A 22,957-nucleotide genomic window follows, 5' to 3' on the forward strand; every position below is an offset into this window, starting at 1 on the left:
GACCGGTAGTTCAGTCGGTTAGAATGCCGGCCTGTCACGCCGGAGGTCGCGGGTTCGAGTCCCGTCCGGTCCGCCACTATTCTGGTTTTAACAAACCAATAAAAAGCCCCGTCATCCGGGGCTTTTTTATGTCTGTCAGTTTTGCACGTCGCGGTCACTATTTTTTATTGCTGATCTCGTCACCTGCATCGCACACACCGCCCCCGGAGCGCGCAATATCTTTGCGAATTTTCTTCAGTGCATACACGCCGATATAAATTACGATAGCGCACGTCAAGGCAACAACAATCAAGCTCGACACAATGACCCAATCCATATACATGACAGCACCCGTTGGTTATGGCAGATGCTTACAGCTTATGGCAGCGCGGTAACCCGCAATTTGATGCGAATCAAGTGAGCCGTGTTTTACTGCAACTTCGCCATCAAGGGTTGCAATGTTTGCGTCCAGACTTTTTCATCCACAACGCCGATGTGCTTGTAACGAATCACACCTTCCTTGTCGATTACATAGGTTTCGGGTGCGCCGAATACGCCCAGGTTAACGCCCAGGCGACCGTCCGCATCCACCACACTGAGAACGTAGGGATTGTGCAATTCTTTTAACCATTTTTGCGCTGCCGGTACATCATCCTTGTAATTCACACCGTAGATCGGCACCCCCTGCTCTGCCAGGGTAACCAGAAAACCATGTTCGGCATAACAGGTCGGACACCATGTCGCCCAGACATTCAGTAAGCTGACCTTACCTTTGAAAATATCCTGATCCACCATGCGGTCTGTGTTTTCCAGCATCGGCAAACTAAACGCTGGCACGGGCTTGTCGATCAGTGCGGAGGGCATGGCATTCGGATCGAGCGACAGGCCGCGCCAGAACAACACCGCCAACACCACAAACACGATCAGCGGAATAAACAGCTTGAGACGTTGCGACACCATTTATCGGGCAACTCCTGTTTCAAGTTCCTGTGAGTTGGCCAGTTGCTGCGTTGCATTGGCGGCCTGTTTTTTGCGGTAGCGCTTGTCTGCTACCGACAAGGTTGCGCCGAAAGCCATCATCAGCGCACCCAACCAGATCCAGCGCACAAATGGCTTAAAATGCACACGCATGGCCCAGGCACCATCACCCAAGGGCTCACCCATGGCGACGTACAGATCACGAAAGAAACCCACCTCAAGTGCCACTTCCGTCATCACATTACCACCTGCCAGGTAACGGCGTTTCTGGGGTTTCATATCCGGAATGGGCTTGCCATCTTCAGTGACGCTGATAACCGCCTCATCGGCGATGTAGTTCGGCCCTTCAACCTTGCGCACTTCTTGCAGCGTGAATACAAAATCTTCCACCGCGAGGGATTGGTTCACCGCCATACGCACATCGCGCTGTTCGTTATAGATACTGGTCAGGCTTACTCCGAGCAGGGTCACAGCGATACCCGCGTGAGCAATGATCATGCCGTGGTAACTCAGGCTCAGTTTCTTCAGGCCAGCCAAGCGATTATTGCTGTTACGCAATTTGTGCCAGACATCAGCGATTAGCGCCGTAAAAATCCAGCTGCCGATAAATATCGAGAGCGCAGCAAGCCAGGAATACTCCTCGTTGTAAAAATACGGAACGATCAAACCAATTACCATGCTGACGACCCAGGGCCGCCATAACCATTGCGCCATATGCTTGATGGAGGTCCGCTTCCAGTTTGCCAAAGGCCCCAGCGCCATCAACAGGCACAACACACCCATCAGCGGCAGGAAGAAGAAATTAAAGTATGGCGGGCCGACCGAGATCTTGCCCCATCCCAAGGCGTCCGCAATCAATGGATAGAGGGTGCCCAACAAGACGGTAATCATGGTGATAGTCAGCAGGATGTTGTTACCCAACAGCAGCGTCTCACGGGATAGCCAGTTGAAGCCCGGCAGACTTTTCACCACCGGCGCGCGCAAGGCGTAGAGGGTCAGTGAACCGCCGACCACCAGTAGTAAAAACACCAGGATAAACACACCGCGCTCGGGATCATTGGCAAAGGCATGGACCGATGTCAGCACACCGGAGCGAACCAGGAAGGTGCCGAGAAGACTCAGGGAAAAGGTGAAGATCGCCAGCAGGATTGTCCAGCTTTTGAACATACCGCGCTTTTCCGTCACCGCGAGGGAATGGATCAAGGCGGTGCCGACCAACCAGGGTAAAAATGAGGCATTCTCCACCGGGTCCCAGAACCACCAGCCGCCCCAACCTAACTCGTAATAGGCCCACCAGCTGCCCAGCGCGATACCGACGGTGAGAAATCCCCACGCCATGTTGGCCCAGGGCCGCGACCAACGCGCCCAGGCGCTATCAAGGCGCCCCGCCATCAAGGCGGCGATAGCAAAGGCAAAGGTCGCACTGAACCCGACGTAGCCCATGTAGAGCACCGGCGGGTGGATGATCAATCCAATATCCTGCAACAAGGGATTAAGGTCACTGCCCTCCTGCGGCGCCAGGGGCAGAATGCGCTGGAAGGGATTTGAGGTGAAGATCATGAATAACAGAAAGCCCACTGCCACAAAACCCATCACCGACAGTACGCGAGCCTGCATATCCAGCGGCAGGCTTTTACTGAAGGTGGCAATCGCCAGGGTCCAGCCAGCGAGCATCAACACCCACAACAGCAACGAGCCCTCGTGGCCACCCCAGACCGCGCTGATTTTATAGTGCACCGGCAACAAACTGTTGGAGTTGGATGAGACATAAGCCACAGAGAAGTCGTCGTGCACAAAGGCATACACCAGGCAGATAAACGCAATCATGATCAGCACAAAAAAACCGGTCGCCAGCGAGCGCCCGGTGAGCATCAACAATTGGTTACCCGATTGCGCACCGAGCAATGGCAGGATGGTGAGCGCCAATACCACAAACAGCGAAAGGATCAGAGCAAATTGACCGAGTTCAGGAACCATACTTTACGCCCTCGCAACTTGCCTGGTGTTCACCCTTATCTTTCATGGCCTCAGCCACTTCCGGCGGGATGTAATTTTCATCATGTTTGGCCAGCACTTCAGTTGCTTCAAAGACCCCGGCCATCGTGACAATACCATTCACCACCGCCGCTTCACCCTCAGCAAACAGATCGGGAAGAATGCCACTGTAGGTTACCGGTACGTCGGCGTTGCCATCGGTAATCACAAAATTGACCAGCAGACTGTCTGGCGCCCGGAACACACTCCCGGGCTTGACGCAACCGCCTGCGCGAATACGCGTGTTATGCGGCACATCGCCGGCAGCAATCTTGCTGGGGGGGTAGAAAAGGTTGATGTTTTCCCGCAAGGCATAGGTCATCAGACCGATGGCGAGGCTGGAGAAAACCACGATGAAGACCACAATAATCAAACGTTGCTTACGCACGGGATGCATGGCGATTCCACTTAGTAAATTAACTAGACACTTCTGTTGGCGGCACGCTGCTGGCGGGCCTGTTGACGCAGGAATTGCCGGCGTTGCAACAGCGGGCTAACCAGCAAATAGACCAGCACGACAAACGTAATACCATAGGCGGCCCAAACGAAGGGACCGTGGCCGTTCATGGCCATAAAGCTGGCAAAGGAGTCAAATTGAAAGTTCATACGGGGCTGCCCCCTTTTATCGGCATATCTTTGTTGTCCGGCCACGTCGCCTGCGCCACCAGATCGTTCACCCATTGGGTGCGGCTCTCCCGACGCAGGATTTCCGCGCGAATGTAAAGCAACAACACCAACGCATAAAAACAGTAAAACGCTATCACCATGGTCAGCAGCGGATACAACATACTGGCGTGAATCGTTGACTCACCGACAAATTTGATCGACGCCGGTTGATGCAGCGTGTACCACCAATCCACCGACTTATAGATGATAGGGATATTCACGGTACCCACCAGCGCCAGGATAGCGCCGGCCTTATCGCCGGTATCCCGGCTATGGAATGCCTGCTGTAAGGCCATGATGCCTAGGTAAAGGAAAAACAGGATCAGCATGGAGGTAATGCGCGCATCCCACTCCCACCAGGTGCCCCAGGTCGGCTTGCCCCAGATTGAACCGGTCACCAGCGAAATAAAGGTCAAGGCAGCACCAATAGGGGCGGCGGACTTCATCACCATGTAGGGCAACTTCATCTTCCAGATCAGGCCGACAGCGCCGCTGATGGCCATGATGTAGTAACCCGCCAGCGCCAGAAAGGCGGCGGGTACGTGGATATAGATAATGCGGTAGCTATTGCCCTGCTTGGCATCAGCCGGCGCGAAGGCCAGGCCCCACACCGTACCGACAATCAATAGCATCAAGGTAATGACCGTTAGCCAGGGCAACCAGGCCTGCGTTTTTTCGTAAAACCACCGGGGAGACCCTAATCGATGAAACCATTGCCACGCCACGTTTTTCACCTCGCTCATTATTATTGTTGATTAACCATCGCTGGATACGCGCAACGCACCGGCAGCCGCCAGGGGCGCCAGCACAACTGCCAGCGCCAGGAATGCGCCCAATACAGCAAGTTGACTTTTGATGGCGCTGCCCAATACCGCATTGTGCACTGCGCTGGCACCAAAGATCAGTACCGGAACATATAACGGCATCACAATTAACGACAACAAAAGACCACCTTTTCGGAGGGCCACGGTCAATGCGGCGCCGACGGCGCCAATCAGACTCATGCTGGCGGTACCCAACAAAAGGGTTACGCACAGCGGACCATAGCCGCCTGACGGCAAAGCCAACATAACGCCCAACAGCGGCGACATCAAGGTTAAGGGTAAACCGGTGACCAGCCAATGCACCATTACTTTAGCTAACACGGTGAAATAAAGCGGCTGGGGACTGATCAGCATCTGCTCCAGAGAGCCATCTTCAAAATCACTGCGGAACAGACCGTCCAGGGACAATAAGGTTGCCAGCAGCGCCATCACCCAAATCAGGCCCGGCGCAATGACGGCCAGGGTTTTACTCTCCGGGCTGACACCCAGGGGAATCAGGGTGATGGCAATCAGGAAGAACACCAGGGGATTAACCATCTCGGCGCGATGGCGTACGGCGAGCAACAGGTCCCGGCGCAAGGTCGCCCAGAACACGGCAAAGGTGGCGCTGCCTGAGGATACTGCCGCTTCAACCATGGTCAGGCTCCAGATTATCCACTACGGGGGCCGGTTGATAATCCAGCAGGTTCAGGTATTTAAGCGAGGGTAGCGCGAGATCCTGATGGGACGTCAGCAGGATGACGCCGCCCTGCTCGGCGTGATGGGCGAAAAGTGTTTCCAATTGGGCGGCACCGCGTTTGTCGATGGCGGTGAAGGGTTCATCGAGTATCCACAGGCGCGCCTGACTGAGGTACAACCGGGCCAGGGCCACGCGTCGCAATTGTCCGGCGGAGAGTTGATAACAAGGCGTATCCTCGTAACCGTAAAGCCCCACCGCTTCCAGCGCAGCGTAGAGGGTAGCGCGCGTTTGATGACCGCTGATGGCGGCATACCAACGCAGGTTTTCCAGTGGGCTCAAGGCTTTTTTAATGCCGGGCAAATGGCCGATGTACAGAAGGTTGTGACTGTATTCCCAGGCGACCTCGGTGACCAGGCGACCAGCCCATAATACGTCACCGGTGTAGTCCTTGTTGATCCCGGCCAAGGCCCGCAACAAGGTGGTCTTGCCACTGCCGTTGGGACCGACAATCTGGATCACATCACCGGGGTAAGCCCGCAGGTTCAGTTGCGTAAATAGCTGGCGCTCGTCCCGTTCACAGGAGACCTGGCGCAAAGCCAGCAACGGCGTGGACGGCGGGGAGAAAGCTTCCGGCGAAGTCAGGGGTGACTCGGTCAAAATTATCGTTCTCGTGGTCTATCAACGAAATGAAGCTCAGTATTTGGCAATTGCTGCCGTTATACTCGGAGCCAACTCAAACAGTTCAGCGGTGAAAACAGGCGAGCGATTATAACGAGCATCCGCCGGAGATTTCACGTTTATTTACCCGCAACCCTGACGCAGCCATCACTTATGCCCAGCAACTTGCCACCTATAACCCAGAATCTGGTCAGCAGTGTGCAGCAGATGCGGACTGAGCAATTGGCCACACTGAGCAAGATTACCGGTTTGAGTATCGGTAGTACCCTGACAGCTGTCGTGGAGCAAATAGCACCGGCCAGCCAGTCCCAGCGCGACCTGTTGCTGGCTCAAAACCAGCAACTCCTGGCACAACTGCAACAAAAACCCCTTACACCGGCCATCAAACTCCAGATAGCTGGCCTGCTGGAACAACAACAGTTATTGGCATCACCACCACTAAAACTGGTGCAATTACAACTGAACAATCGCAGCCTGCTGACTTACACGGACCAACCGTTACAGCCGGGCCAGCAGATTCCCGTGAAGCTGGACGCGCAGCAACGTCTGGTACAACTCTTCACCGCGCTTGATGCCAGGCCAATCCCGAGCACCGGCACACCAGCAGAGCCTGATATCGCCCTCGCCGCCAAGGCACAATCTGCCGTGACGCATGCCAAAGCCCAAACCCAGGAAGCCCTGGCAAACGCTTTACGCACCTTGTTGCCCCAAAAGGAAAAGCCCCAGGCATTATTGAGCCTGCTGCCCCACCTGCAACAGTTGCCGCTTAAACAGCGCGACCAGCTCCTGCCGACCAACGTGCAGCAAGCCTTGCGCAGTGTGGCCGATCAAATACGCTCCCTGCCCCACCTGACCAGCCCGAAATTGCTCCCCATGGTTTTGAAGAACAGCGGCGTGCTATTTGAACAGAAACTCGCTGCCAATGTGCCTCTAGCCCCGGATGCACGCCCGACGGAAAAAAATCCAGTTGCGCCCCCGGCAAACCCGATTACTCAGCGATTGATTGGCCAGGATTATAAAGGCGCCCTCCTGCACCTGCTCCATCAACTCGGTCAGGCTCTGGGCAACGCCGCCCCGCAGGCCAATCAGGCGCAATCGGCAGCAGTGATCATTCCTCCCGCCGCCATATCACCGACGACGAGTCCAGCCACTCAAGCGCTACCCCCGTCAATGCCCGCCGATTTTGCTGTGCCGCCGCCCTTGCAATTCCCCGGCGCGTTGCAACTGCTGCAACACCTGGCAGCGCGACCACAGGCAGATCTGAGCGACAAAGTGCTGCGTACGCAACTGCTGTTGCTCTTGCATCAGCACACCTTAACCAGTCTGGCAAAAGTACAGTTGCAGCAGTTGCACAGTCTGAACCACCAGCAGAGTCAGGTGGATAACCCACAGCCGACCCAATCCTGGTTATTTGATATTCCCGTGCGCTACGGGTCCGACATCCATCCACTGGAAATTCGGATCGATCAGGAGTGGGTGAACGATGACAAGGGTGAAGAGAGCCAGCGCGACAAGGTGAAACAGTGGTCGGTCATGCTGACCTTCAACCTACCCCGCCTCGGCGGCCTCTACGCGCAACTCACCGTGCTCGATGACGCCGTCTCCGCCAAATTGTGGGCGGAAGAAGCGTCCACACTTGCCCAGGCCCAGGCGAGCCTGGAGCAGTTGCGCCAACAATTGCAATCCCAGGGGGTGGAAGTGAAACAACTGCAATGCCTGAGCGGGCCGCCGCCCAGCCGCGCTGTCTCACTGAATTATGCGTTAGTGGATATCAAAACCTGAGAAACCATGAAGAACGAAAAAAACGACGAGTTGTTTTCCCGCGAGCAGGTACAGAAAGCGGTGGCCCTTTTCTACGATGGAAAAAATGCACCGCACGTGAGCGCCAAAGGCGTCGGTGCGGTCGCGCAGCAAATTATTGATATCGCCAAAGCGCATCAGGTCCCTTTATGCGACAACAGCGCGCTGGTCGATCTGCTGGTCACCCTGGAGTTAGGCGATGAGATTCCCACGTCACTTTACATCGCCGTGGCTTACCTCATCGCCTTTGCTTATGACCTGGAAGGTAAACAACCGGAAGGCTGGAATCCCAAAGCCCCGAATCACTAAAAATTGGTAACCCTTTCACTCAATACAAAAAATAACCTTTTCCTGCAATCCATGCCCTTCACTGTTTGTCACATAAGTGACAAGATGAATTTTTCTTTCATCAACAGAACCCGGTTATGAATACACCCCTGATCACCGCCGAACAATTGCAAGCTCAACTGGGCAAGGGAGTGGTTGTTATCGATTGCCGTTTTAATTTGATGGATAAAAATCAAGGCTACCAACAATATCGTACAGGCCACATTCCCGGCGCCTGGTATTTTCACCTGGAGCACGATTTATCCGCGCCGGTAGCAGAGCATGGGGGTCGCCATCCCTTGCCCGGTGCAGAAATTCTGGCTGATAAATTGCGTCGTGCCGGTGTGAACCAACACACCCTGGTTGTGGTTTACGATGATTCACGCATGGCCTTTGCTGCGCGCGCCTGGTGGCTGATACGGCATTTGGGCCATGAGCATGTTGCTATTCTCGATGGGGGCTATCAGGCCTGGTGTGCGCTGGGTGGCATGCAGGATCGGCGCGAACCCGCACCAAAAGCAGGAAACTTTCGCGCCGTATCTACAACGCAGGATATTATTGATTACACCACCGTCCGCGATAATCGCGAATCTCTGACGTTGATAGATTCACGTGAGCCGCGACGCTATGAAGGACTGGAAGAACCCATTGATCCGGTTGCTGGCCATATTCCGGGCGCACTCAACTATCCCTGGCAGGATGTCACTGATGAGCAAGGTTTTATCAAGCCGGTGGAGTGGCAGCAGACGCGCTGGCAAAGCCTGCCCGACAAAGATAACCTGGTGGTGTATTGCGGCTCCGGTGTCACTGCGTGCGTAAATATATTGTCGTTGTATTTGAGCGGTATTGAAGCGCGGCTTTATCCCGGCAGCTGGAGTGATTGGTGTTCTTATCGATAGCTACGCACAACAACGGCATTCAGTAAACCGCTGTTGATACACAAACTAAAACGGGCCTCGCTTTTTGCAAAGGCCCGTTTTTTAATTACCGCGGCTTATTAACGGTATTGGTATTCAATCCTGACATCCCAGGCACCGCCCTTGTCATCATCCAGGTTAGAACGCCCTTGGTAACGCATCAGATATTTTTCCGGCGAGTAAGCCAGATAAATCGGGTCGGCAAAAATGGATGCAAAGCGATTCGCCGGTGTAATCACAAAGTAACGCCAATTAGCGGGATTTTTGTTGTTGGCCAGTGGTGTTTTATCGGTGGTAACTTCGCGCGCTTGCAAACGCACGGTGTCCACACGAGTGGGCAAAGCAAACATGAAAGTTACTTTTTTCCCACTGGTTAATTTTTGCCAATTTTGCTGGATAAACGCATCAAAACCGGCATCGATCACCAGGGATGCATTGTCCATAATAGTTTTTTCGTTGGTCGAATAATTCAAACTGTGTGACAACACCAGACGACCATCCACAAACCGCGCCGAGACTTTTTCATCATCACGCTTATCATGTAATTGAAATTCCGGCTGGGTTATCTCACCGGTGTAGAACAGGGTTTTAGTCGCAAAAATAGTACCGTCCGGCTTGGCATAATTTACGGTTACCTCGCGGTTATGATTCATGTCTGTGTAATACTCGCTGTAGACCAGCAAGTTGTTATTAACATTGTATGCATTGCCGGTAACGGCATAGTTTTCATTGGCAACAGCAGCGCCGGCAACGAAGAGCGTCAAACCGACAACAAATGATTTAACGGGAAAAGATGTAGTCAACGGCATAATGAATCTATCCTGTGTACAAGAAATCGGATTAATGGCAACACCATCAGCCATGTGAGCGCCATTATGGCAAAAGCCGGTACCAATGGCACGCCCCACTGGGCATCCGATAGTGCCATACCACCCGCGTAGGCCAGTGGGCCAGCCACTGCACCGGTGATGGCGCTAATCCACGGGCGTTGATAAATCCACGCCAGGGAATGGTTCAGCGTGGTCCCCATCAGGGCCCACAGGCAAGAGAGCCACAACGGTGACCATCCCTGCCCTGAAAACACAAACACGCCGGCCGCAGCCAACAGGTTGTCGTGAACCCAGCCCAACAGCAGGCACACCACCAGGGTGGTTTTATCCGCACGACCAAACATCCAGACGTGAATAACCAATGCAACCGCCGTGAATAACGCGGCCCAGATGCTTCCACCCATGACGCAAATGAACCAGCCCAGTTGAAAAATCAACGCATTGGCGAGCCATCGGCTACGGGGATTTTGAAAGAATTTTGTGGCAGGAGTTTCATTCATGCTAAAAAATTCTGGCGAAACTGTGGCTTGGCCAACAAAATCTGTGCGGTGCCAATACTGCGCTCCATAAATCCGCCTTCGCAGTAACATAAATAGAATTCCCACATGCGGATGAAGCGCTCATCAAAACCCTGTTGCCGGACTTGCTCTAACTGCGCCAGGAAGGCCTTACGCCAGTCGCGCAAGGTGCGCGCATAGTGTTCGCCAATATCCTCCATATGCAGGATGTTCATGTCGGTCATCCGTGTGACCAGATCACTGATCACCGTGATAGACGGCAAGGAACCGCCGGGGAAAATGTAGCGCTGGATAAAATCCACCGAACGCCGTGCCTGGGCATAGCGCTGATCGGCAATGGTGATGGCTTGCAGTAACATCAGGCCTCCGTCTTTTAACAGGCGCGAGCACATCGCGAAATATTCGGCGTAATGCTCGTGACCAACCGCTTCAATCATCTCGATAGAAACCAGCTTGGTATATTGCCCGCGCAGATCGCGATAATCATCGAACAACACGTCAATACGATCCTCCAGTCCCGCCGCTTTTACCTGTGCCACCGCGTGATCATATTGCTCTTTTGAAATAGTCGTGGTGGTAACGCGACAGCCGTAATGACGTGCGGCATAGATCGCCATACCGCCCCAACCGGTGCCGATTTCCAGCAGGTGATCGTCGGCAGTCAAACGCAACTTTTCACAGACCACCGCCAGTTTATGGACCGATGCCTCCTCCAGGGTCGATGCCCCCGTTGGGTAAATCGCGGAGGAATACATCATGGTAGGATCGAGAAACAGGCGGAAAAATGCGTTGCCCAAATCGTAGTGCGCAGAAATATTTTTGCGCGAACCTTCGCGGGTATTGCGATTAAACCAGTGGAATATCTTGAGCAAAGCCTTGCCGATGCGCGATTGACGGGAGTCCATCGCATCCAATGCGGCCATATTGCGCACGAACAAGCGAGTGATACTGGTCAGGTTGGGGCTCGACCAGTAACCGCTCATGTAGGCTTCACCCGCACCGATGGAACCACCGAAGACGACGTCGGCGTACAATTGCGGATTATGCACGTGCAGATCAGCCACTATCTCTGCCTGGTCGGACGGTTGACCGAACTCGTGGCGTTCCTCTCCTTCGTGAATCCGCAGGCATCCGGTGTCCAGTTGCGCGAACAACTTGAACAGCATTTTTTTTGCTATCGCCTGATCCCACTTGAGCGAATTTACCCGATGTGGTCGCAAGTGTGTGATGCGGATGTGAGAGTTGTTCACCTTCTGTCGCCTCTGCTTTTAACGGTTGGAAATGTTGCGCTGCATAACAATGGGTTGTCGATTCCCTTTGTCTTCTCCAGCTGAAACACGGTGTGAATAAAACGGCACACCTTTGATCAATAATTTCAACGCCTGCCAATAAATCATCACCGGTACCTTGAGCGTCAACCACGGCTGCCGCCATAAAATGCGTTGCAGTTGCCGGGCCGACCAGGGGCGGCGTTCCAGTGTAAGGGTGGCATCCATATGGCACACCTCTGCGCGATGATTTTCCATGTGCACCAGCAAATGCTCAGCAGGCGTTGTGCTGACCCAGTGGTATTGCATATCCAGTGGGTTGAACGGCGATACATGAAATTGTTTGGCAAATGCGGTTTGCGTTTTACCGCTGTCATCACAGGGAATGATGTAGCTGTGGCGTTCATTCCAGGGCGTGTTATTGACCTGCGCCAGGATGAGTGCCGGCCTGTCGGCATCCGGCTCAAACAAGTAATAAAGTGTGACGGGATTGAAACAGAAGCCCCACATACGCAGGTTGGTTAGCATACGCACCGCGCCTTGCGGGCAGCTGCCCCGTTGGCGCACAACCTCTGCGCGCACTGCCTCTTTTAATTCACTGCGCGGGTCACCTAGGTAATCCTGTCGACGAAATCGCCCCAGGGTTTTTCCGTCGACCGACCAACCGGTTACACCCTCGAATAACTGCGGCAGCTCATCAAGGTCGATATAAAATAGCGTCGAGTCATAGGTAAACGCATGGGCTTTTGGGTAAAAGCGCCGGTGCCGCAAGCTACCCTGATAAATTGCACTGAACATTTACCATTCCTCGCCCAACATACGTGCCACATTCAAGGCTGATACCACACCGTCTTCATGAAAGCCGTTGCGCCAATAGGCACCGCAGTAATGCGTGTGTTGTTTTCCGCTGATCTCTGCCCAACGTTGCTGGGCGGCGACGCTGGCCAGCGTAAATACCGGATGGCTGTAGCGATATTGTCCCAGAACCTCGTCAGGATTAATCACTGCGTTAGCATTCACGCTGACACAAAAAGTGATATCGCTTTCCAGGCGTTGCAGGATATTCATGTTGTAGGTCAAGGCGGCCGCGTCGGCATCAGCACCGTTGAGCAACAGATAATTCCAACTGGCCCAGGCGCGTTTCGAGCGGGGAAGCAGCCGCGTGTCGGTATGCAGGCAGACATCGTTCATCTTGTAGGGAATCGCGGAAAGAATATCGCTTTCATCCTGCGTCGGGTCGAGCAAAATCGCCAGCGCCTGATCACTGTGACAGGCAAAGACCACTTCATCAAAATGCTGTTGTCCGTGGGCAGCGGTGTATAAGGTAACACCCTCGTCATGACGTTTTACCCACTGCACCGGCGCATTAACATGGATAGAACCTTTGAAGGCTTTGGTTAGAGGATCGAGATAGGTTTTTGATCCGCCTTTGATGGTGTACCACTGTGGTTGCTGTGTGACCGTCAGCAGGCCGTGGTTGTGAAAAAAGCGGATAAAGAATAACAACGGCATGGCCGCCGCCGTGTCCAGACCGGAAGACCATATCGCAGAAACCATCGGCAATATGTAATAGCGCTGGAAAAATTCACTGTAACTACCAGAACGCAGAAAATCACCCAGCGTTTGATTGCTGTCAATATCACCAGCTTCATGCAACCGGGTGCATTCGCGATTGAACCGCAGGATTTCCTGCAACATCCGCCAATGCTTCGGATTGAACAAGTTGCGTCGCCGGGCAAACACACCGTTCAGGGAGGTACCGCTGTATTCAAAACCGCTGTTCTGGCAACTCACACTGAAACCCATTTGGGTCGGCTGGCTCACGACGCCCAAACGGGACATTAATTTTATAAAGTTCGGATAGGTGCGATCATTAAAGACGATAAAGCCGGTGTCGATCGCATAGCGTTTGCCTGCGATCACAACCTCACGCGTTGCCGTGTGACCGCCAATTTCTGCCCCCGCTTCAAACACCGTGACCTTGTGATGGCGACTGAGTAGATGCGCGCACAATAATCCGCTGATGCCGGAGCCGACCACAGCAATCTGTTTTACATGACCCGAGTTTTGCACCATCTGATTTACACCTTATTACGGGACATTTTTTTCAACAACGCGGTTTGCCAACGCATCGGCAACCAACTGCATAACGTCATGATGCTGACCAACTGCCAGGGAAACTGAATAATCCATTTACGCCGCGCCATTCCGTACACGATGTCATCTGCCGCTTGCTGTGGCGACTGGATAAATGGCATGTCAAAATCATTGCGATCCGTTAACGGCGTTTTGACAAAACCGGGACGAACAATAGACACATCTATCCCCTCCGCTGCCAGATCCACACGCAGGGATTCCAGCAAATACTCCAGGGCGGCTTTGGATGCACCGTAGGCTTCACTGCGCGGCATCGGCAGCACAGTGGCCATGCTCGATACACCGAGTATATAAGCCTGATTGGGTGAGCGACGCAGAAACGGTAAGGCCAGCTCCAGTGTGTGTACTGCGCCGGTAAAATTAATATCCATGACGGTAGCAAAAGACTCACTGTTAAAGTGCTTAACGTCCACGTATTCACAGGTGCCGGCATTAATGATCAGGGTATCCAGATAACCCACCTGATCATGTAAGGATTTTTCCGCAGCAACCAGGGCTTCCTTATCACTCAGGTCAACCACCACCGCCTTGCATCGCTCGGGAAATTCCTTCAACAAGGGCTGCAGGTTGGCCAGATTGCGCGCCGTTACAATCACCTCATTCCCCTCGAGCAGGAGTTTGCGAGCCAAGGCGGCACCAATACCGGTTGAGGCACCGGTGATCCAGATTTTTAACGGCAGTTCTGTCATGGCCATACCCTGCTCCATCTACGCTGCGCCAAGGTTGCTGAACAACGCAATGGTGTGTTTACGACTTTCCGCCAGATCAACAATGGGCAAGGGATAACCTGATGTGGGCGGCGGACTGTGAATCTGTTTATTGGATAAGTGTTTCAATACCGGTAAGTAAATACGAATAAATTCACCCTGGGGATCAAAACGTTCTGATTGGCTGATGGGATTAAAAATACGGAAATACGGTGCGGCGTCGGTGCCCGTGGATGCACTCCACTGCCAACCGCCATTATTTGCAGCAAAGTCGCCATCAATGAGCTGCGACATAAAGTATTGCTCGCCAAGGCGCCAATCAATTTGCAGGTTTTTGGTGAGAAACATGGCCACCACCATGCGCAAACGGTTGTGCATCCAACCGGTGGCTTTTAATTGCAACATGGCAGCATCCACCAGGGGGATACCGGTTTTGCCATCGCACCACGCCTGAAAAGCCCCACGGTCCTTGCGCCAGGGAAACGCCTCGGTATGCCGTTGTAACGCCTGGTGTTTGCACACCCAGGGGTAATCGACTACCACATGCTGGTAAAACTCGCGCCAAATAATTTCGCCCAGCCAACACCGCGCGCCCTCACTACCGGTATCCCACTCACCATTATTTGCGGCCAATACAGCGGCGGCACATTGGCGCGGTGAAATAGCGCCCACCGCCAGATACGGCGATAGGGTTGAGGTGCCTTCATGGGCTGGAAAATCGCGTTCTTTCTGGTAATCGTGCAGGTCTTGCTCGACAAATTGATGCAGCCGGCGGCGCGCTTCTGTTTCGCCTGCAGGCCATAATTCCTGCAGGTCACGTTGCGCAAAGGGTTTGAATAATGCGTTGATATCCGGCGGCGTGAACGCCCGGGTGTCCGGCTGCTGTTGTGGCGCAGGCAGCGGTTGCAACCTCAAAGGCATAACGGTTTGCAACCATTTCTTTTTGAACGCCGTGAACACTTTATAGGGCTCGCCCTGGCCATTGCGCAACATGCCCGGCGGCACAATCACGCGATCATGAAAGCGTTTGACCGTCATGCCCTGCGTACGGCAGTGATCGGCGACCGCGCGATCCCGATTTAATTCATCGAGCGGATATTCCGCATTGAAAAAAAGTTGTTCACAGCGGTGCTCCTGCGCAAGCTGTAATATGCGTTCGGGAATCTCTGCCGCACTATCAACCGCTATGGTCACCAGCGGTATATTCAAGGCCGCTAATTGTGGAGCCATAATCTGTAGATGACGGCGAATAAAATCCAGTCTCACCGGTGCTATCGTGTGGCGCTCGATGTACTCGGCACACAGCAGATAAGCCGCCACTACGCCTTCACCCAACTCACTGGCGCGGTAAAGGGCCGGGTTATCTTCCAGACGTAAATCGTGGCGCAGCCAAACCAGGGTTTTCATCTTAAGCCTCCGTGCGCTTTTTGATGTGACGAATCACCCACCCCACGACCGGCAAGTGCTCGTATAACATGGCGCCCGCATCGTAGTAATCGCGGTGGTAAAACACCTTGTCCTGAAATTTGATGTGGCTGTTGCCACTCACACTCAACCGTTTTCCGGCAGCGAGTTTGGGATGGCGATAATGCATCGTCCAGAACAGTACTGCCTGATGCACACCGGGTTTTTGATCAGACGCCATGTCAATCACCTGGCCAAACTCAAAGCGGCATTCCTGCAAATTTTTCATCATACCCGCGAAGTAGCGGGTAACCTCGCCCAACCCTTCGACCCGCTGCAAGGGGTCCTGGAAAACAATATCTGCGCGATAGACATCGGACATTGCAGGAATAATGCTTTCGTCAAAGCGGCTATAGAGTTGCTGCACTTGTTGAACGATACGGCTAGTCATAGCAAGGCATCCCAAGGTTATTGTTCAGTGAATGTTTGCGTGAGGGTGGCGAGAGCGGCCTGCAGATTGTCGCCGGCCATAAGATGTTGAATAGCATCGCGCTCCTCAATGAACATGCGGGTAATCTTGCCGGCGACAAAAACGGGGATCATCAGGATCTGCTGCCATTCCAGTAACTGCTGACGGAGATTGCCGAGATGGATTGCCGAATCGCTGTAAAGCACCACCCCTTCCGCACCCGTTTGCTCTACCGCAAACACCAACTCCGGTAAAGGCAGGTAGCCGATGTACTCCGCCTGGAAGGTGTTTACGAGCAAACTGTAATTCAGGATCAGCGGCAGAATATCGCTGTCATCCGCATTGAGATTTACCACCAATACACGTTTTCCCTTCGCCGTCTGACGTTGCCGGTAGTGACCAAAATAAAAGTGCTCCAGTACCAGGCTGTGCAGAAAAGCCAGCTTGGTACGGGCGCCGTATTCCGCTGCAATCTGCAATTTTTCCAGCACAGGAGCCAGCAGTTGATCGGCAACAATTTCGGCGGGATACAACGCGACCAATTCGTTTAGCAAACCGGCCAATGCGGCACGATTTAACTGGCTGAGTGCGGTTTCAATGCGTGCGCTGTATTCCAGCCAGACACTATCAATCCCGGCCTCGATGTCATCCACTGTTTCACTGTTCAGGATGCCTTTCACCTTGCTGATGGCGAGCCCGCGCACCAGCCAGGATTGAATGATCTTTACGCGCTGCACATCATCATGGCTGTACAACCGATGGCCTTTTTCGGTGCGCGTGGGCTTTAACAATCCATAACGCCGCTCCCAGGCACGCAGGGTGACGGTGTTGACGCCGGTAAGCCGAGAGATTTCACGGATCGGCAACAGGACGGATGTATCGGGTTCTTGCATGTTCATAACGGGCTTCAATTACAGATTATTGACGATGGCATTACGCAATCCGAGTTTCTCCGGATGCGGAGCCCAAAAGGTTTGTTGTTTGAGGTAAGGATTATCCACCTTCATCAGATGGTGTTTGAGCAGGGTGAGCGGAACCACCAGCGGGACCTCGCCCAGTTGGTAAGACTTGATCAACCGATCCAACTCGGCGTTTTCTTCAGGCTTCAACAAGCCTTTCAGGTAACCGCGCAGATGCATCATGGTGTTGGTATTGCCTTTGCGATTAGCGATATGGCCCAACGCCCCCATAAACATGGCAATAAATTCTTCGCAGACATCATGGATCTCACGCCCGGATAAATCCGAGAGCAATTTGCCCAGCGCGGTATAGCTAGGTACGTGATGCGCCATCACCTGGTATTTGTAACGGGAGTAGAAATCGATAAGTTTCTTGGGACTTGGGTCCGCAGCGACAGCGCACTTCCAGTCGTAAAAAGCAAACACGCGGGTGATGAAGTTATCGCGCAGCCCCGGGTCATTCAGGCGCCCGGCCTCTTCCACCGGCAGTAAAGGCATCAACGCCATCAACCGCTCAGCGTAAGCGCCCCGCCCTTTGTTATCCAGCGGATGGCCGTTGGTGCCATAACGCTTCATGTCAAAGACGCCACAACTGGGCGAGTTCTGCATAAACACGTAGCCGCAGATATCCGGCATAGCCGCAGCCGCCAGGTCTGCCTGGGCAGCGAGCGCCTCGGTCACATCCAGGTCGGGATTGGTCACGCCCAGAATACGCGAACCCCGGTCAGTCGCCACGATGCGAATCGGCTTGCGCGGAATACCCAGACCGATCGCCACCTCCGGGCAGACGGGACGAAAAGCCATATATTGCCCCAGCACCTCGGTCAGGTAGCGGTTGTGCTTGTGTCCCCCGTCAAAGCGGACGGGTTCGCCTAACAGACATTCGCTGACACCTACAGGAATTTTGGTCACGGAAAAACCTATACAAGATTAAATACGTTGTATAAGTTTTAGCGTTAAAACTTGTACAATGCAATAAGTTTGTACAATTATTTTTTTGACCTGGTAAGAAAAAGTTAACCAAACAACGTTAACAAAGGCGGGTAAGGTTTTGAAAGATATAAAAAAACCGGACAATGTCCGGTTTTAAAAAGAGCCAAGCCCGATTGGACTTGTTTGCACCTGTTTTAATAGGACGGCAAATCAATATCTTCGAATAACTCGTCCAGCTCCGCTTTGGAGTGACGGTTGAAGGCTTCGTTGACAATGTCTTTGGTAAGGTGCGGCGCGAAGCGCTCAATAAAGTCATACATGAAACCGCGCAGGAAAGTCCCGCGCCGGAAGCCCAGCTTGGTAACGCTACTCTGGAACAAATGGCTGGCATCCAGCGCCACCAGATCAGAATCCACGGATTCGTTGTAGGCCATCTTGGCGATAATACCGATTCCCAACCCCAGGCGAACGTAGGTCTTGATGACGTCCGCATCCGCCGCTGTGAACACCACCTTGGGTGCAAGGCCGCGGTTGATAAAGGCTTCATCCAGCTTGGAGCGACCGGTAAAACCGAACACGTAAGTCACGATGGGATGCTTGGCCACGTCTTCCAGGGTGAGATGGGAAATCTGGGTCAGTGGGTGATTCTTGGGTACCACAATGCAACGATTCCAGCGGTAGCACGGCATCATGATCAGGTCGCTGAATAGCTCCATCGCTTCGGTTGCGATAGCGAAGTCGACGGTGCCATCGGCGGCCATCTCGGAAATCTGCATGGGAGTACCCTGATGCATGTGCAGCGATACTTCCGGATACTGGCGGATGAACGCCCCGATCACCGGCGGCAAGGCATAACGCGCCTGGGTGTGGGTGGTGGCGATGGACAGGCTGCCCTTGCGCTCGTTACTGAACTCCTGGGCGACCTGCTTGATGCTTTCCACCTTACGCAGAATCTCCCCGGCGGTCTTGAGGATCGCCTCACCTGCCGGAGTAATACGCGTCAGATGTTTACCGCTACGAGAAAAAATCTCTACGCCCAGCTCGTCCTCCAGCAAACGTATCTGTTTGCTGATCCCTGGCTGAGACGTATACAGGCTTTGGGCCGTAGCGGACACGTTAAGATCGTGATGGGCTACTTCCCATATATAACGGAGTTGTTGAAGCTTCATAAGCCCTCCAGATGGCCCCTCTTCTTAGTTAGATGTTGTGGGTAGTTCTTGTCACCGCACCCGCAATACGCGTGCAGTTATACAAAAGGACTCGTGTTATAAAAATTAATTGCATTATTCGTCTACAGAATAGTTGGCATTTTACACTTTGCCAATTCAATTCAGATTGACGGCTAACACAGCCGACTTTCTATAACTTTAGACTATATCCAGAAATTTAATAGTTTTTGTAGAACAGGTCTCGATTTGCCACTTATTGCAGCGGTTCGTTAGCAATTCCGTGCGGAACATGGCCGGTAGCCACATGCTCGCTGGCCGAATCACAGTGCATCCGCTGGTCATCAAAAAATACATCGGCGCCATATGCCTTGAGGAATGGCCCTTTAGCCAACCCACCCAAAAAGAGCGATTCATCAATCCGGATATTCCAGGCCCGCAGGGTCCGGATAACCCGCTCATGGGCGGGAGCAGAACGCGCTGTAACCAGGGCCGTGCGGATCGGGCAGATATCACCGCTGAACTCAGCCTGCAAACCTTGCAAGGCGGTCAGAAATTCCTTGAAAGGCCCGCCACTCAAGGGCTGCTTTGCAGATAACTTTTCACTTTCAGTAAAAGCGCTAAGACCCTGTTTTTTATATATTTGTTCAGCCTCATCCGAGAAGAGCACTGCATCGCCATCGAACGCAAAACGCAGTTCATCTTCATGTTCGGCTTTGTTCTTGGAAGCAATCAAGGTGGCGGCAGCCATCCCGTGGTTCAACGCCTGACGCACGTCCTCACCATCCGTTGACAGGAACAAATGGCAGCCAAATGCCGAGGCGTAACGATAAGGTGAAACTCCACCGCAAAATGCCGCGCGGGTGATGGTCAGGCCGTAGTGCTCGATGGAATTGAACACCCGCAGTCCGGTATCGGCGCTGTTGCGGGACAGCAGGATGATCTCCACCCGCGGATCGCCACCCAGGCGCTCGTTAACCCGTAGCAGTTTTTTCACCATGGGAAAGGCATCGCCCGGTAGCAAGACATCATCTTCATGCTCGATCTGGTGCCGGGCGTAAGCTTCTAGTCCTTCCTTTATATAGACCTGATGGCTGTCATCCAGATTAAACAGCGCACGCGATGAAATGGCGATGACCAGCTTGTTACCGAAACCTGAGGGCATAGTGGGTCCAACTTATTGATTGATAGGCGCAGTTATACACGATTGGTCGCGCGCTGATAATGGGGTCAGGGTACCAGGATGCTGGAACCGAGCGCCTGGCGCCCCGCCAGCTTGTACCGGAAAGGTGTGATGCAATAAGTAGGCAGCCGTCAGGCCTTTAAGCAACACAGCAGCCGCCTGTTCGTCTGAGATAAAGTCTGGCCAAGCGACAACGCGATCAGCATCCACCACATTCGCTTCCGCATAAGCACCCGGCGCGCCCTGGCAATAAGCCACCCGATCCCCCTTCACGCTACCGGAAAACACCTGCGCCCACCGCCTCAACGATGGCGGTGTGGCGGATGCGGACCTGGTTGGGGGCTGGACCGGGGACCACTGACAACTCCAGATGCAGGACTGACTCATCGCCATGCTCTCTGATCCGATAGCTTTTAACTGACATACCTGCCTCAAATGATTATTTCACTATGATGAAAAGATGTATTCGATACCAAAAGTTTTGTGCTCGATGTTGTCACAAAACTCTCGGTTTTAACGCCAGTTTCTTCCTTCTACCGAACCAGGTAAGCAACTCCTAACTCCTAACAGCCTTTATTTACGACCGTTATGACACATGAAACAACCGCAATAAAAGTTTAACAAAGCTGTCACCTAAATTTCATATTTCTAACCAATCATGTGCGCATTACAACTAAAACAGGAATAAGCATGCGCTCTATTGATGTGTCCCTCATCACGTTGCGCATTTGACCATCAAGACCTTCTTTTAACAATTCGCTTACAACTAAAGAGAGTTAGATATGAAAATCAAGACACTGATTGCACTCAATGCGCTGACTGCGGCACTGGTCGCCTGCGGCGGTGGTGACATAGAACTGAATCCAAGCAATACAGTTACTGATTCAAACAACACTATTAATAATGGTGGCGGCAACACCACACAAAATCCTTGTGCCAAGTACACGTCCGGTGGCCAGGAATTTATTGGCACATTTGCTGATGGCAACTGTAGTTACCCAGCTAGTTTCGTAAGCGATTCTCGTCCGCTGACCACTAACCTGTTCATTCCTGCTTTGGCTAATAATGGCATCCATATTTTTGCTGACAGTTTATTTATCGGTGAAGACGTTGACAGCAACTCTGCTACTGCAGGTGTAAGGGTTCCACAGAATGGTGAAGGTCCTACCCTCAGCATCGCTGCGGGTGCCAAAATTGCATTTTCTGGCAGCAATGATTACGTACGTATTGCACGCGGTTCACGTATTGTTGCCGAAGGTACAGCTGATGCCCCGATTATTTTCAGTGCTGTCCAAGATTTGCGTGACAATGATGCGACTGAAGACGACCGCGGTTTATGGGGCGGTGTACAAATTAATGGTAACGGGTTGACCAACAAGTGTAGTGATGCTCAACGCCTGCCAGTAGGAAACAACCCACATAACTGTCACGTTACGGCTGAAGGTCGTCCGGCTACTTATGGCGGAAATAACAACGCTGAAAATTCTGGTACGCTGCGTTACGTAGTCATCAAGCACGCGGGCTTTGAAGTTGTTGACGGTAGCGAGTTAAACGGTCTTACCCTCAATGCGGTAGGCTCTGGTACTACTATTGAATACGTACAAACTTACACCACGCAAGACGACGGTTTCGAAATGTTTGGTGGTGCGGTTGATTTGAAATATGTCGTTGGCGTAAACGTTGGCGACGACACCTTTGACTTCTCCGAAGGCTGGGTTGGTAATATCCAGTTTGCCTTGGCTGTTCATAGCTCCGGAGCAAATAATTGTGTTGAAGCAGATAACACCGGTGAAGGTCGCGCTGATGATTTAACTCCTTTAACGAAAGGTCGTATTTCTAACCTTACTTGTCTGACCTCAGGTGTTGACAGCGGCCAAGGTGAGTTCCCGTCATCCAAAGGTGACTCAGAAGGCATGGTCTACCGTGAAGGCGCCATCTTTGAACTGTACAACTCAATCGTAACTTCAAGCACTGTGGATATGTCTTCTAACGAGTGTTTTGAAATTATTGACTCTGCCGGACCTCAAACTATCGATTATGCAGAGGCGGGTTACTCTGCCGCAGCAAGTAACTTTATCGCCTGTACCGAAGCGCTCAAACAAGGCGTCAATCCTGCAAATAGCGCTTTTAGCTTCGCAACTTGGCTTGCAACGGCTCCTAACGCTAATAACGTGATTGTTTCTGACCCAGCCGCCTTACCAGTAATTATTCTTGAAGGACTTGCTGAGAACCCACGTGCCTACATTACTGCAGCCTCCTTTGCTGATGCCAACGCTAGTGCAATCAATATCCCAGTGTTTGACGTCACTCGTCTGGATGATGACTTTGCAGCTGATGCAGCACCCGCCTTGGGCGCGCAAGGTAATAGCAGCTTCTTTGAAAGCGTCAACTTCATTGGTGCGGTATCTGCAGATAACGACTGGACCGCAGGTTGGACTGTAGGCCTGGGCGAGTAACACGCAATTAATCAGGCAGTCATGT

Annotated in this window: 25 protein-coding genes; 4 read left to right on the plus strand and 21 right to left on the minus strand. The window is 52.8% G+C overall.

The window, feature by feature from the left end:
• Positions 1-157: 157 nt before the first annotated feature.
• The 8 genes from ACSV5M_RS17950 to ccmA all read right to left on the minus strand — a co-directional run bounded on the left by ACSV5M_RS17950 (position 158) and on the right by ccmA (position 5,817).
• A complete protein-coding gene (locus ACSV5M_RS17950) occupies positions 158-322 on the minus strand; it encodes a hypothetical protein (protein ID WP_439177864.1) in 165 nt (54 codons plus the stop codon).
• Between the two features lie 86 nt (positions 323-408).
• A complete protein-coding gene (locus tag ACSV5M_RS17955; RefSeq protein WP_439177866.1) occupies positions 409-939 on the minus strand; it encodes a DsbE family thiol:disulfide interchange protein in 531 nt (176 codons plus the stop codon).
• On the minus strand, positions 940-2,934 hold the full coding sequence (locus ACSV5M_RS17960; protein WP_439177867.1) for a heme lyase CcmF/NrfE family subunit: 1,995 nt from the start codon (positions 2,932-2,934) through the stop codon (positions 940-942).
• The gene (ccmE, locus tag ACSV5M_RS17965) at positions 2,924-3,388 is read right to left on the minus strand and encodes a cytochrome c maturation protein CcmE (protein ID WP_439177868.1); all 465 of its coding nucleotides are present in this window, start codon (positions 3,386-3,388) and stop codon (positions 2,924-2,926) included. The genes ACSV5M_RS17960 and ccmE overlap by 11 nt, the downstream gene beginning before the upstream one ends.
• Before the next feature lie 23 nt (positions 3,389-3,411).
• A complete protein-coding gene (gene ccmD, locus ACSV5M_RS17970; RefSeq protein ID WP_439177869.1) occupies positions 3,412-3,597 on the minus strand; it encodes a heme exporter protein CcmD in 186 nt (61 codons plus the stop codon).
• Positions 3,594-4,382 carry a heme ABC transporter permease gene (locus ACSV5M_RS17975; protein ID WP_439177871.1) on the minus strand — a complete coding sequence of 263 codons (789 nt, stop codon included), beginning with the start codon at positions 4,380-4,382 and terminating at the stop codon, positions 3,594-3,596. The genes ccmD and ACSV5M_RS17975 overlap by 4 nt, the downstream gene beginning before the upstream one ends.
• A 30-nt stretch (positions 4,383-4,412) precedes the next feature.
• Positions 4,413-5,117 carry a heme exporter protein CcmB gene (gene ccmB, locus ACSV5M_RS17980; RefSeq protein ID WP_439177873.1) on the minus strand — a complete coding sequence of 235 codons (705 nt, stop codon included), beginning with the start codon at positions 5,115-5,117 and terminating at the stop codon, positions 4,413-4,415.
• On the minus strand, positions 5,110-5,817 hold the full coding sequence (ccmA, locus tag ACSV5M_RS17985; protein ID WP_439177874.1) for a cytochrome c biogenesis heme-transporting ATPase CcmA: 708 nt from the start codon (positions 5,815-5,817) through the stop codon (positions 5,110-5,112). Before ccmA ends, ccmB begins: the two co-directional genes overlap by 8 nt.
• 174 nt (positions 5,818-5,991) lie before the next feature.
• Here ccmA and fliK point away from each other — a divergent pair, with 174 nt between their 5' ends.
• The 3 genes from fliK to ACSV5M_RS18000 all read left to right on the plus strand — a co-directional run bounded on the left by fliK (position 5,992) and on the right by ACSV5M_RS18000 (position 8,864).
• Positions 5,992-7,620: a flagellar hook-length control protein FliK gene (gene fliK, locus ACSV5M_RS17990; protein ID WP_439177875.1), complete on the plus strand. Its 1,629-nt coding sequence runs from the start codon at positions 5,992-5,994 to the stop codon at positions 7,618-7,620.
• 6 nt (positions 7,621-7,626) lie between these two features.
• Positions 7,627-7,947: an EscU/YscU/HrcU family type III secretion system export apparatus switch protein gene (locus tag ACSV5M_RS17995; protein WP_439177876.1), complete on the plus strand. Its 321-nt coding sequence runs from the start codon at positions 7,627-7,629 to the stop codon at positions 7,945-7,947.
• 116 nt (positions 7,948-8,063) lie between these two features.
• Positions 8,064-8,864, plus strand: coding sequence for a sulfurtransferase (locus ACSV5M_RS18000; protein ID WP_439177877.1), 801 nt, complete (start codon positions 8,064-8,066; stop codon positions 8,862-8,864).
• Between the two features lie 98 nt (positions 8,865-8,962).
• On the opposite strand, the gene ACSV5M_RS18005 is transcribed toward ACSV5M_RS18000, so the two are convergent.
• The 13 genes from ACSV5M_RS18005 to ACSV5M_RS18065 all read right to left on the minus strand — a co-directional run bounded on the left by ACSV5M_RS18005 (position 8,963) and on the right by ACSV5M_RS18065 (position 20,764).
• A complete protein-coding gene (locus ACSV5M_RS18005; protein WP_439177878.1) occupies positions 8,963-9,691 on the minus strand; it encodes a hypothetical protein in 729 nt (242 codons plus the stop codon).
• Positions 9,682-10,212: a DUF2878 domain-containing protein gene (locus ACSV5M_RS18010; RefSeq protein ID WP_439177879.1), complete on the minus strand. Its 531-nt coding sequence runs from the start codon at positions 10,210-10,212 to the stop codon at positions 9,682-9,684. The genes ACSV5M_RS18005 and ACSV5M_RS18010 overlap by 10 nt, the downstream gene beginning before the upstream one ends.
• Positions 10,209-11,480 (minus strand): class I SAM-dependent methyltransferase, encoded by a 1,272-nt coding sequence (locus ACSV5M_RS18015; protein WP_439177880.1) that lies wholly within the window; start codon positions 11,478-11,480, stop codon positions 10,209-10,211. Before ACSV5M_RS18015 ends, ACSV5M_RS18010 begins: the two co-directional genes overlap by 4 nt.
• A gap of 18 nt (positions 11,481-11,498) precedes the next feature.
• On the minus strand, positions 11,499-12,296 hold the full coding sequence (locus ACSV5M_RS18020; RefSeq protein WP_439177881.1) for a DUF1365 domain-containing protein: 798 nt from the start codon (positions 12,294-12,296) through the stop codon (positions 11,499-11,501).
• Entirely contained in the window at positions 12,297-13,574 is a 1,278-nt protein-coding gene (locus ACSV5M_RS18025) for an NAD(P)/FAD-dependent oxidoreductase (RefSeq protein WP_439177882.1), read from the minus strand.
• Between the two features lie 5 nt (positions 13,575-13,579).
• Positions 13,580-14,350, minus strand: a complete 771-nt coding sequence (locus ACSV5M_RS18030; RefSeq protein WP_439177884.1) for an SDR family NAD(P)-dependent oxidoreductase — start codon at positions 14,348-14,350, stop codon at positions 13,580-13,582.
• Between the two features lie 12 nt (positions 14,351-14,362).
• The gene (gene phrB / locus ACSV5M_RS18035) at positions 14,363-15,769 is read right to left on the minus strand and encodes a deoxyribodipyrimidine photo-lyase (protein WP_439177885.1); all 1,407 of its coding nucleotides are present in this window, start codon (positions 15,767-15,769) and stop codon (positions 14,363-14,365) included.
• 1 nt (position 15,770) lies between these two features.
• A complete protein-coding gene (locus tag ACSV5M_RS18040; RefSeq protein ID WP_439177886.1) occupies positions 15,771-16,217 on the minus strand; it encodes a nuclear transport factor 2 family protein in 447 nt (148 codons plus the stop codon).
• Positions 16,218-16,234: 17 nt separating this feature from the next.
• On the minus strand, positions 16,235-17,134 hold the full coding sequence (locus ACSV5M_RS18045; RefSeq protein WP_439177887.1) for a MerR family transcriptional regulator: 900 nt from the start codon (positions 17,132-17,134) through the stop codon (positions 16,235-16,237).
• Between the two features lie 12 nt (positions 17,135-17,146).
• Entirely contained in the window at positions 17,147-18,106 is a 960-nt protein-coding gene (locus ACSV5M_RS18050; RefSeq protein WP_439177888.1) for a YbgA family protein, read from the minus strand.
• 215 nt (positions 18,107-18,321) lie between these two features.
• Positions 18,322-19,296 carry an HTH-type transcriptional regulator CysB gene (gene cysB, locus ACSV5M_RS18055; protein ID WP_439177889.1) on the minus strand — a complete coding sequence of 325 codons (975 nt, stop codon included), beginning with the start codon at positions 19,294-19,296 and terminating at the stop codon, positions 18,322-18,324.
• Between the two features lie 253 nt (positions 19,297-19,549).
• Positions 19,550-20,458 carry a 5'-nucleotidase gene (locus ACSV5M_RS18060; protein ID WP_439177890.1) on the minus strand — a complete coding sequence of 303 codons (909 nt, stop codon included), beginning with the start codon at positions 20,456-20,458 and terminating at the stop codon, positions 19,550-19,552.
• 12 nt (positions 20,459-20,470) lie between these two features.
• Positions 20,471-20,764, minus strand: a complete 294-nt coding sequence (locus ACSV5M_RS18065) for a hypothetical protein (protein ID WP_439177891.1) — start codon at positions 20,762-20,764, stop codon at positions 20,471-20,473.
• A gap of 494 nt (positions 20,765-21,258) precedes the next feature.
• On the opposite strand from ACSV5M_RS18065, the gene ACSV5M_RS18070 reads away from it, so the two are divergent.
• Positions 21,259-22,932: a hypothetical protein gene (locus ACSV5M_RS18070; protein WP_439177892.1), complete on the plus strand. Its 1,674-nt coding sequence runs from the start codon at positions 21,259-21,261 to the stop codon at positions 22,930-22,932.
• Positions 22,933-22,957 lie beyond the last annotated feature (25 nt).

Origin of the sequence: Cellvibrio sp. ARAG 10.3, from assembly GCF_051846955.1 — a bacterium.
Lineage (GTDB): Bacteria > Pseudomonadota > Gammaproteobacteria > Pseudomonadales > Cellvibrionaceae > Cellvibrio.

Coding starts and splice junctions, on each gene's coding strand:
- ccmE (WP_439177868.1), bottom strand. CDS start 3,388: ATGCATCCCGTGCGTAAGCAACGTTTGATTATTGTGGTCTTCATCGTG.
- phrB (WP_439177885.1), bottom strand. CDS start 15,769: ATGAAAACCCTGGTTTGGCTGCGCCACGATTTACGTCTGGAAGATAAC.
- ACSV5M_RS18030 (WP_439177884.1), bottom strand. CDS start 14,350: ATGGCCATGACAGAACTGCCGTTAAAAATCTGGATCACCGGTGCCTCA.
- ccmB (WP_439177873.1), bottom strand. CDS start 5,117: ATGGTTGAAGCGGCAGTATCCTCAGGCAGCGCCACCTTTGCCGTGTTC.
- ACSV5M_RS18010 (WP_439177879.1), bottom strand. CDS start 10,212: ATGAATGAAACTCCTGCCACAAAATTCTTTCAAAATCCCCGTAGCCGA.
- ACSV5M_RS18005 (WP_439177878.1), bottom strand. CDS start 9,691: ATGCCGTTGACTACATCTTTTCCCGTTAAATCATTTGTTGTCGGTTTG.
- ACSV5M_RS17995 (WP_439177876.1), top strand. CDS start 7,627: ATGAAGAACGAAAAAAACGACGAGTTGTTTTCCCGCGAGCAGGTACAG.
- ACSV5M_RS17960 (WP_439177867.1), bottom strand. CDS start 2,934: ATGGTTCCTGAACTCGGTCAATTTGCTCTGATCCTTTCGCTGTTTGTG.
- ACSV5M_RS18020 (WP_439177881.1), bottom strand. CDS start 12,296: ATGTTCAGTGCAATTTATCAGGGTAGCTTGCGGCACCGGCGCTTTTAC.
- ACSV5M_RS18040 (WP_439177886.1), bottom strand. CDS start 16,217: ATGACTAGCCGTATCGTTCAACAAGTGCAGCAACTCTATAGCCGCTTT.
- ACSV5M_RS18000 (WP_439177877.1), top strand. CDS start 8,064: ATGAATACACCCCTGATCACCGCCGAACAATTGCAAGCTCAACTGGGC.
- ACSV5M_RS18045 (WP_439177887.1), bottom strand. CDS start 17,134: ATGAACATGCAAGAACCCGATACATCCGTCCTGTTGCCGATCCGTGAA.
- ccmD (WP_439177869.1), bottom strand. CDS start 3,597: ATGAACTTTCAATTTGACTCCTTTGCCAGCTTTATGGCCATGAACGGC.
- ACSV5M_RS17955 (WP_439177866.1), bottom strand. CDS start 939: ATGGTGTCGCAACGTCTCAAGCTGTTTATTCCGCTGATCGTGTTTGTG.
- fliK (WP_439177875.1), top strand. CDS start 5,992: ATGCCCAGCAACTTGCCACCTATAACCCAGAATCTGGTCAGCAGTGTG.
- ACSV5M_RS17950 (WP_439177864.1), bottom strand. CDS start 322: ATGTATATGGATTGGGTCATTGTGTCGAGCTTGATTGTTGTTGCCTTG.
- ACSV5M_RS18025 (WP_439177882.1), bottom strand. CDS start 13,574: ATGGTGCAAAACTCGGGTCATGTAAAACAGATTGCTGTGGTCGGCTCC.
- cysB (WP_439177889.1), bottom strand. CDS start 19,296: ATGAAGCTTCAACAACTCCGTTATATATGGGAAGTAGCCCATCACGAT.
- ACSV5M_RS18060 (WP_439177890.1), bottom strand. CDS start 20,458: ATGCCCTCAGGTTTCGGTAACAAGCTGGTCATCGCCATTTCATCGCGT.
- ACSV5M_RS18070 (WP_439177892.1), top strand. CDS start 21,259: ATGAAAATCAAGACACTGATTGCACTCAATGCGCTGACTGCGGCACTG.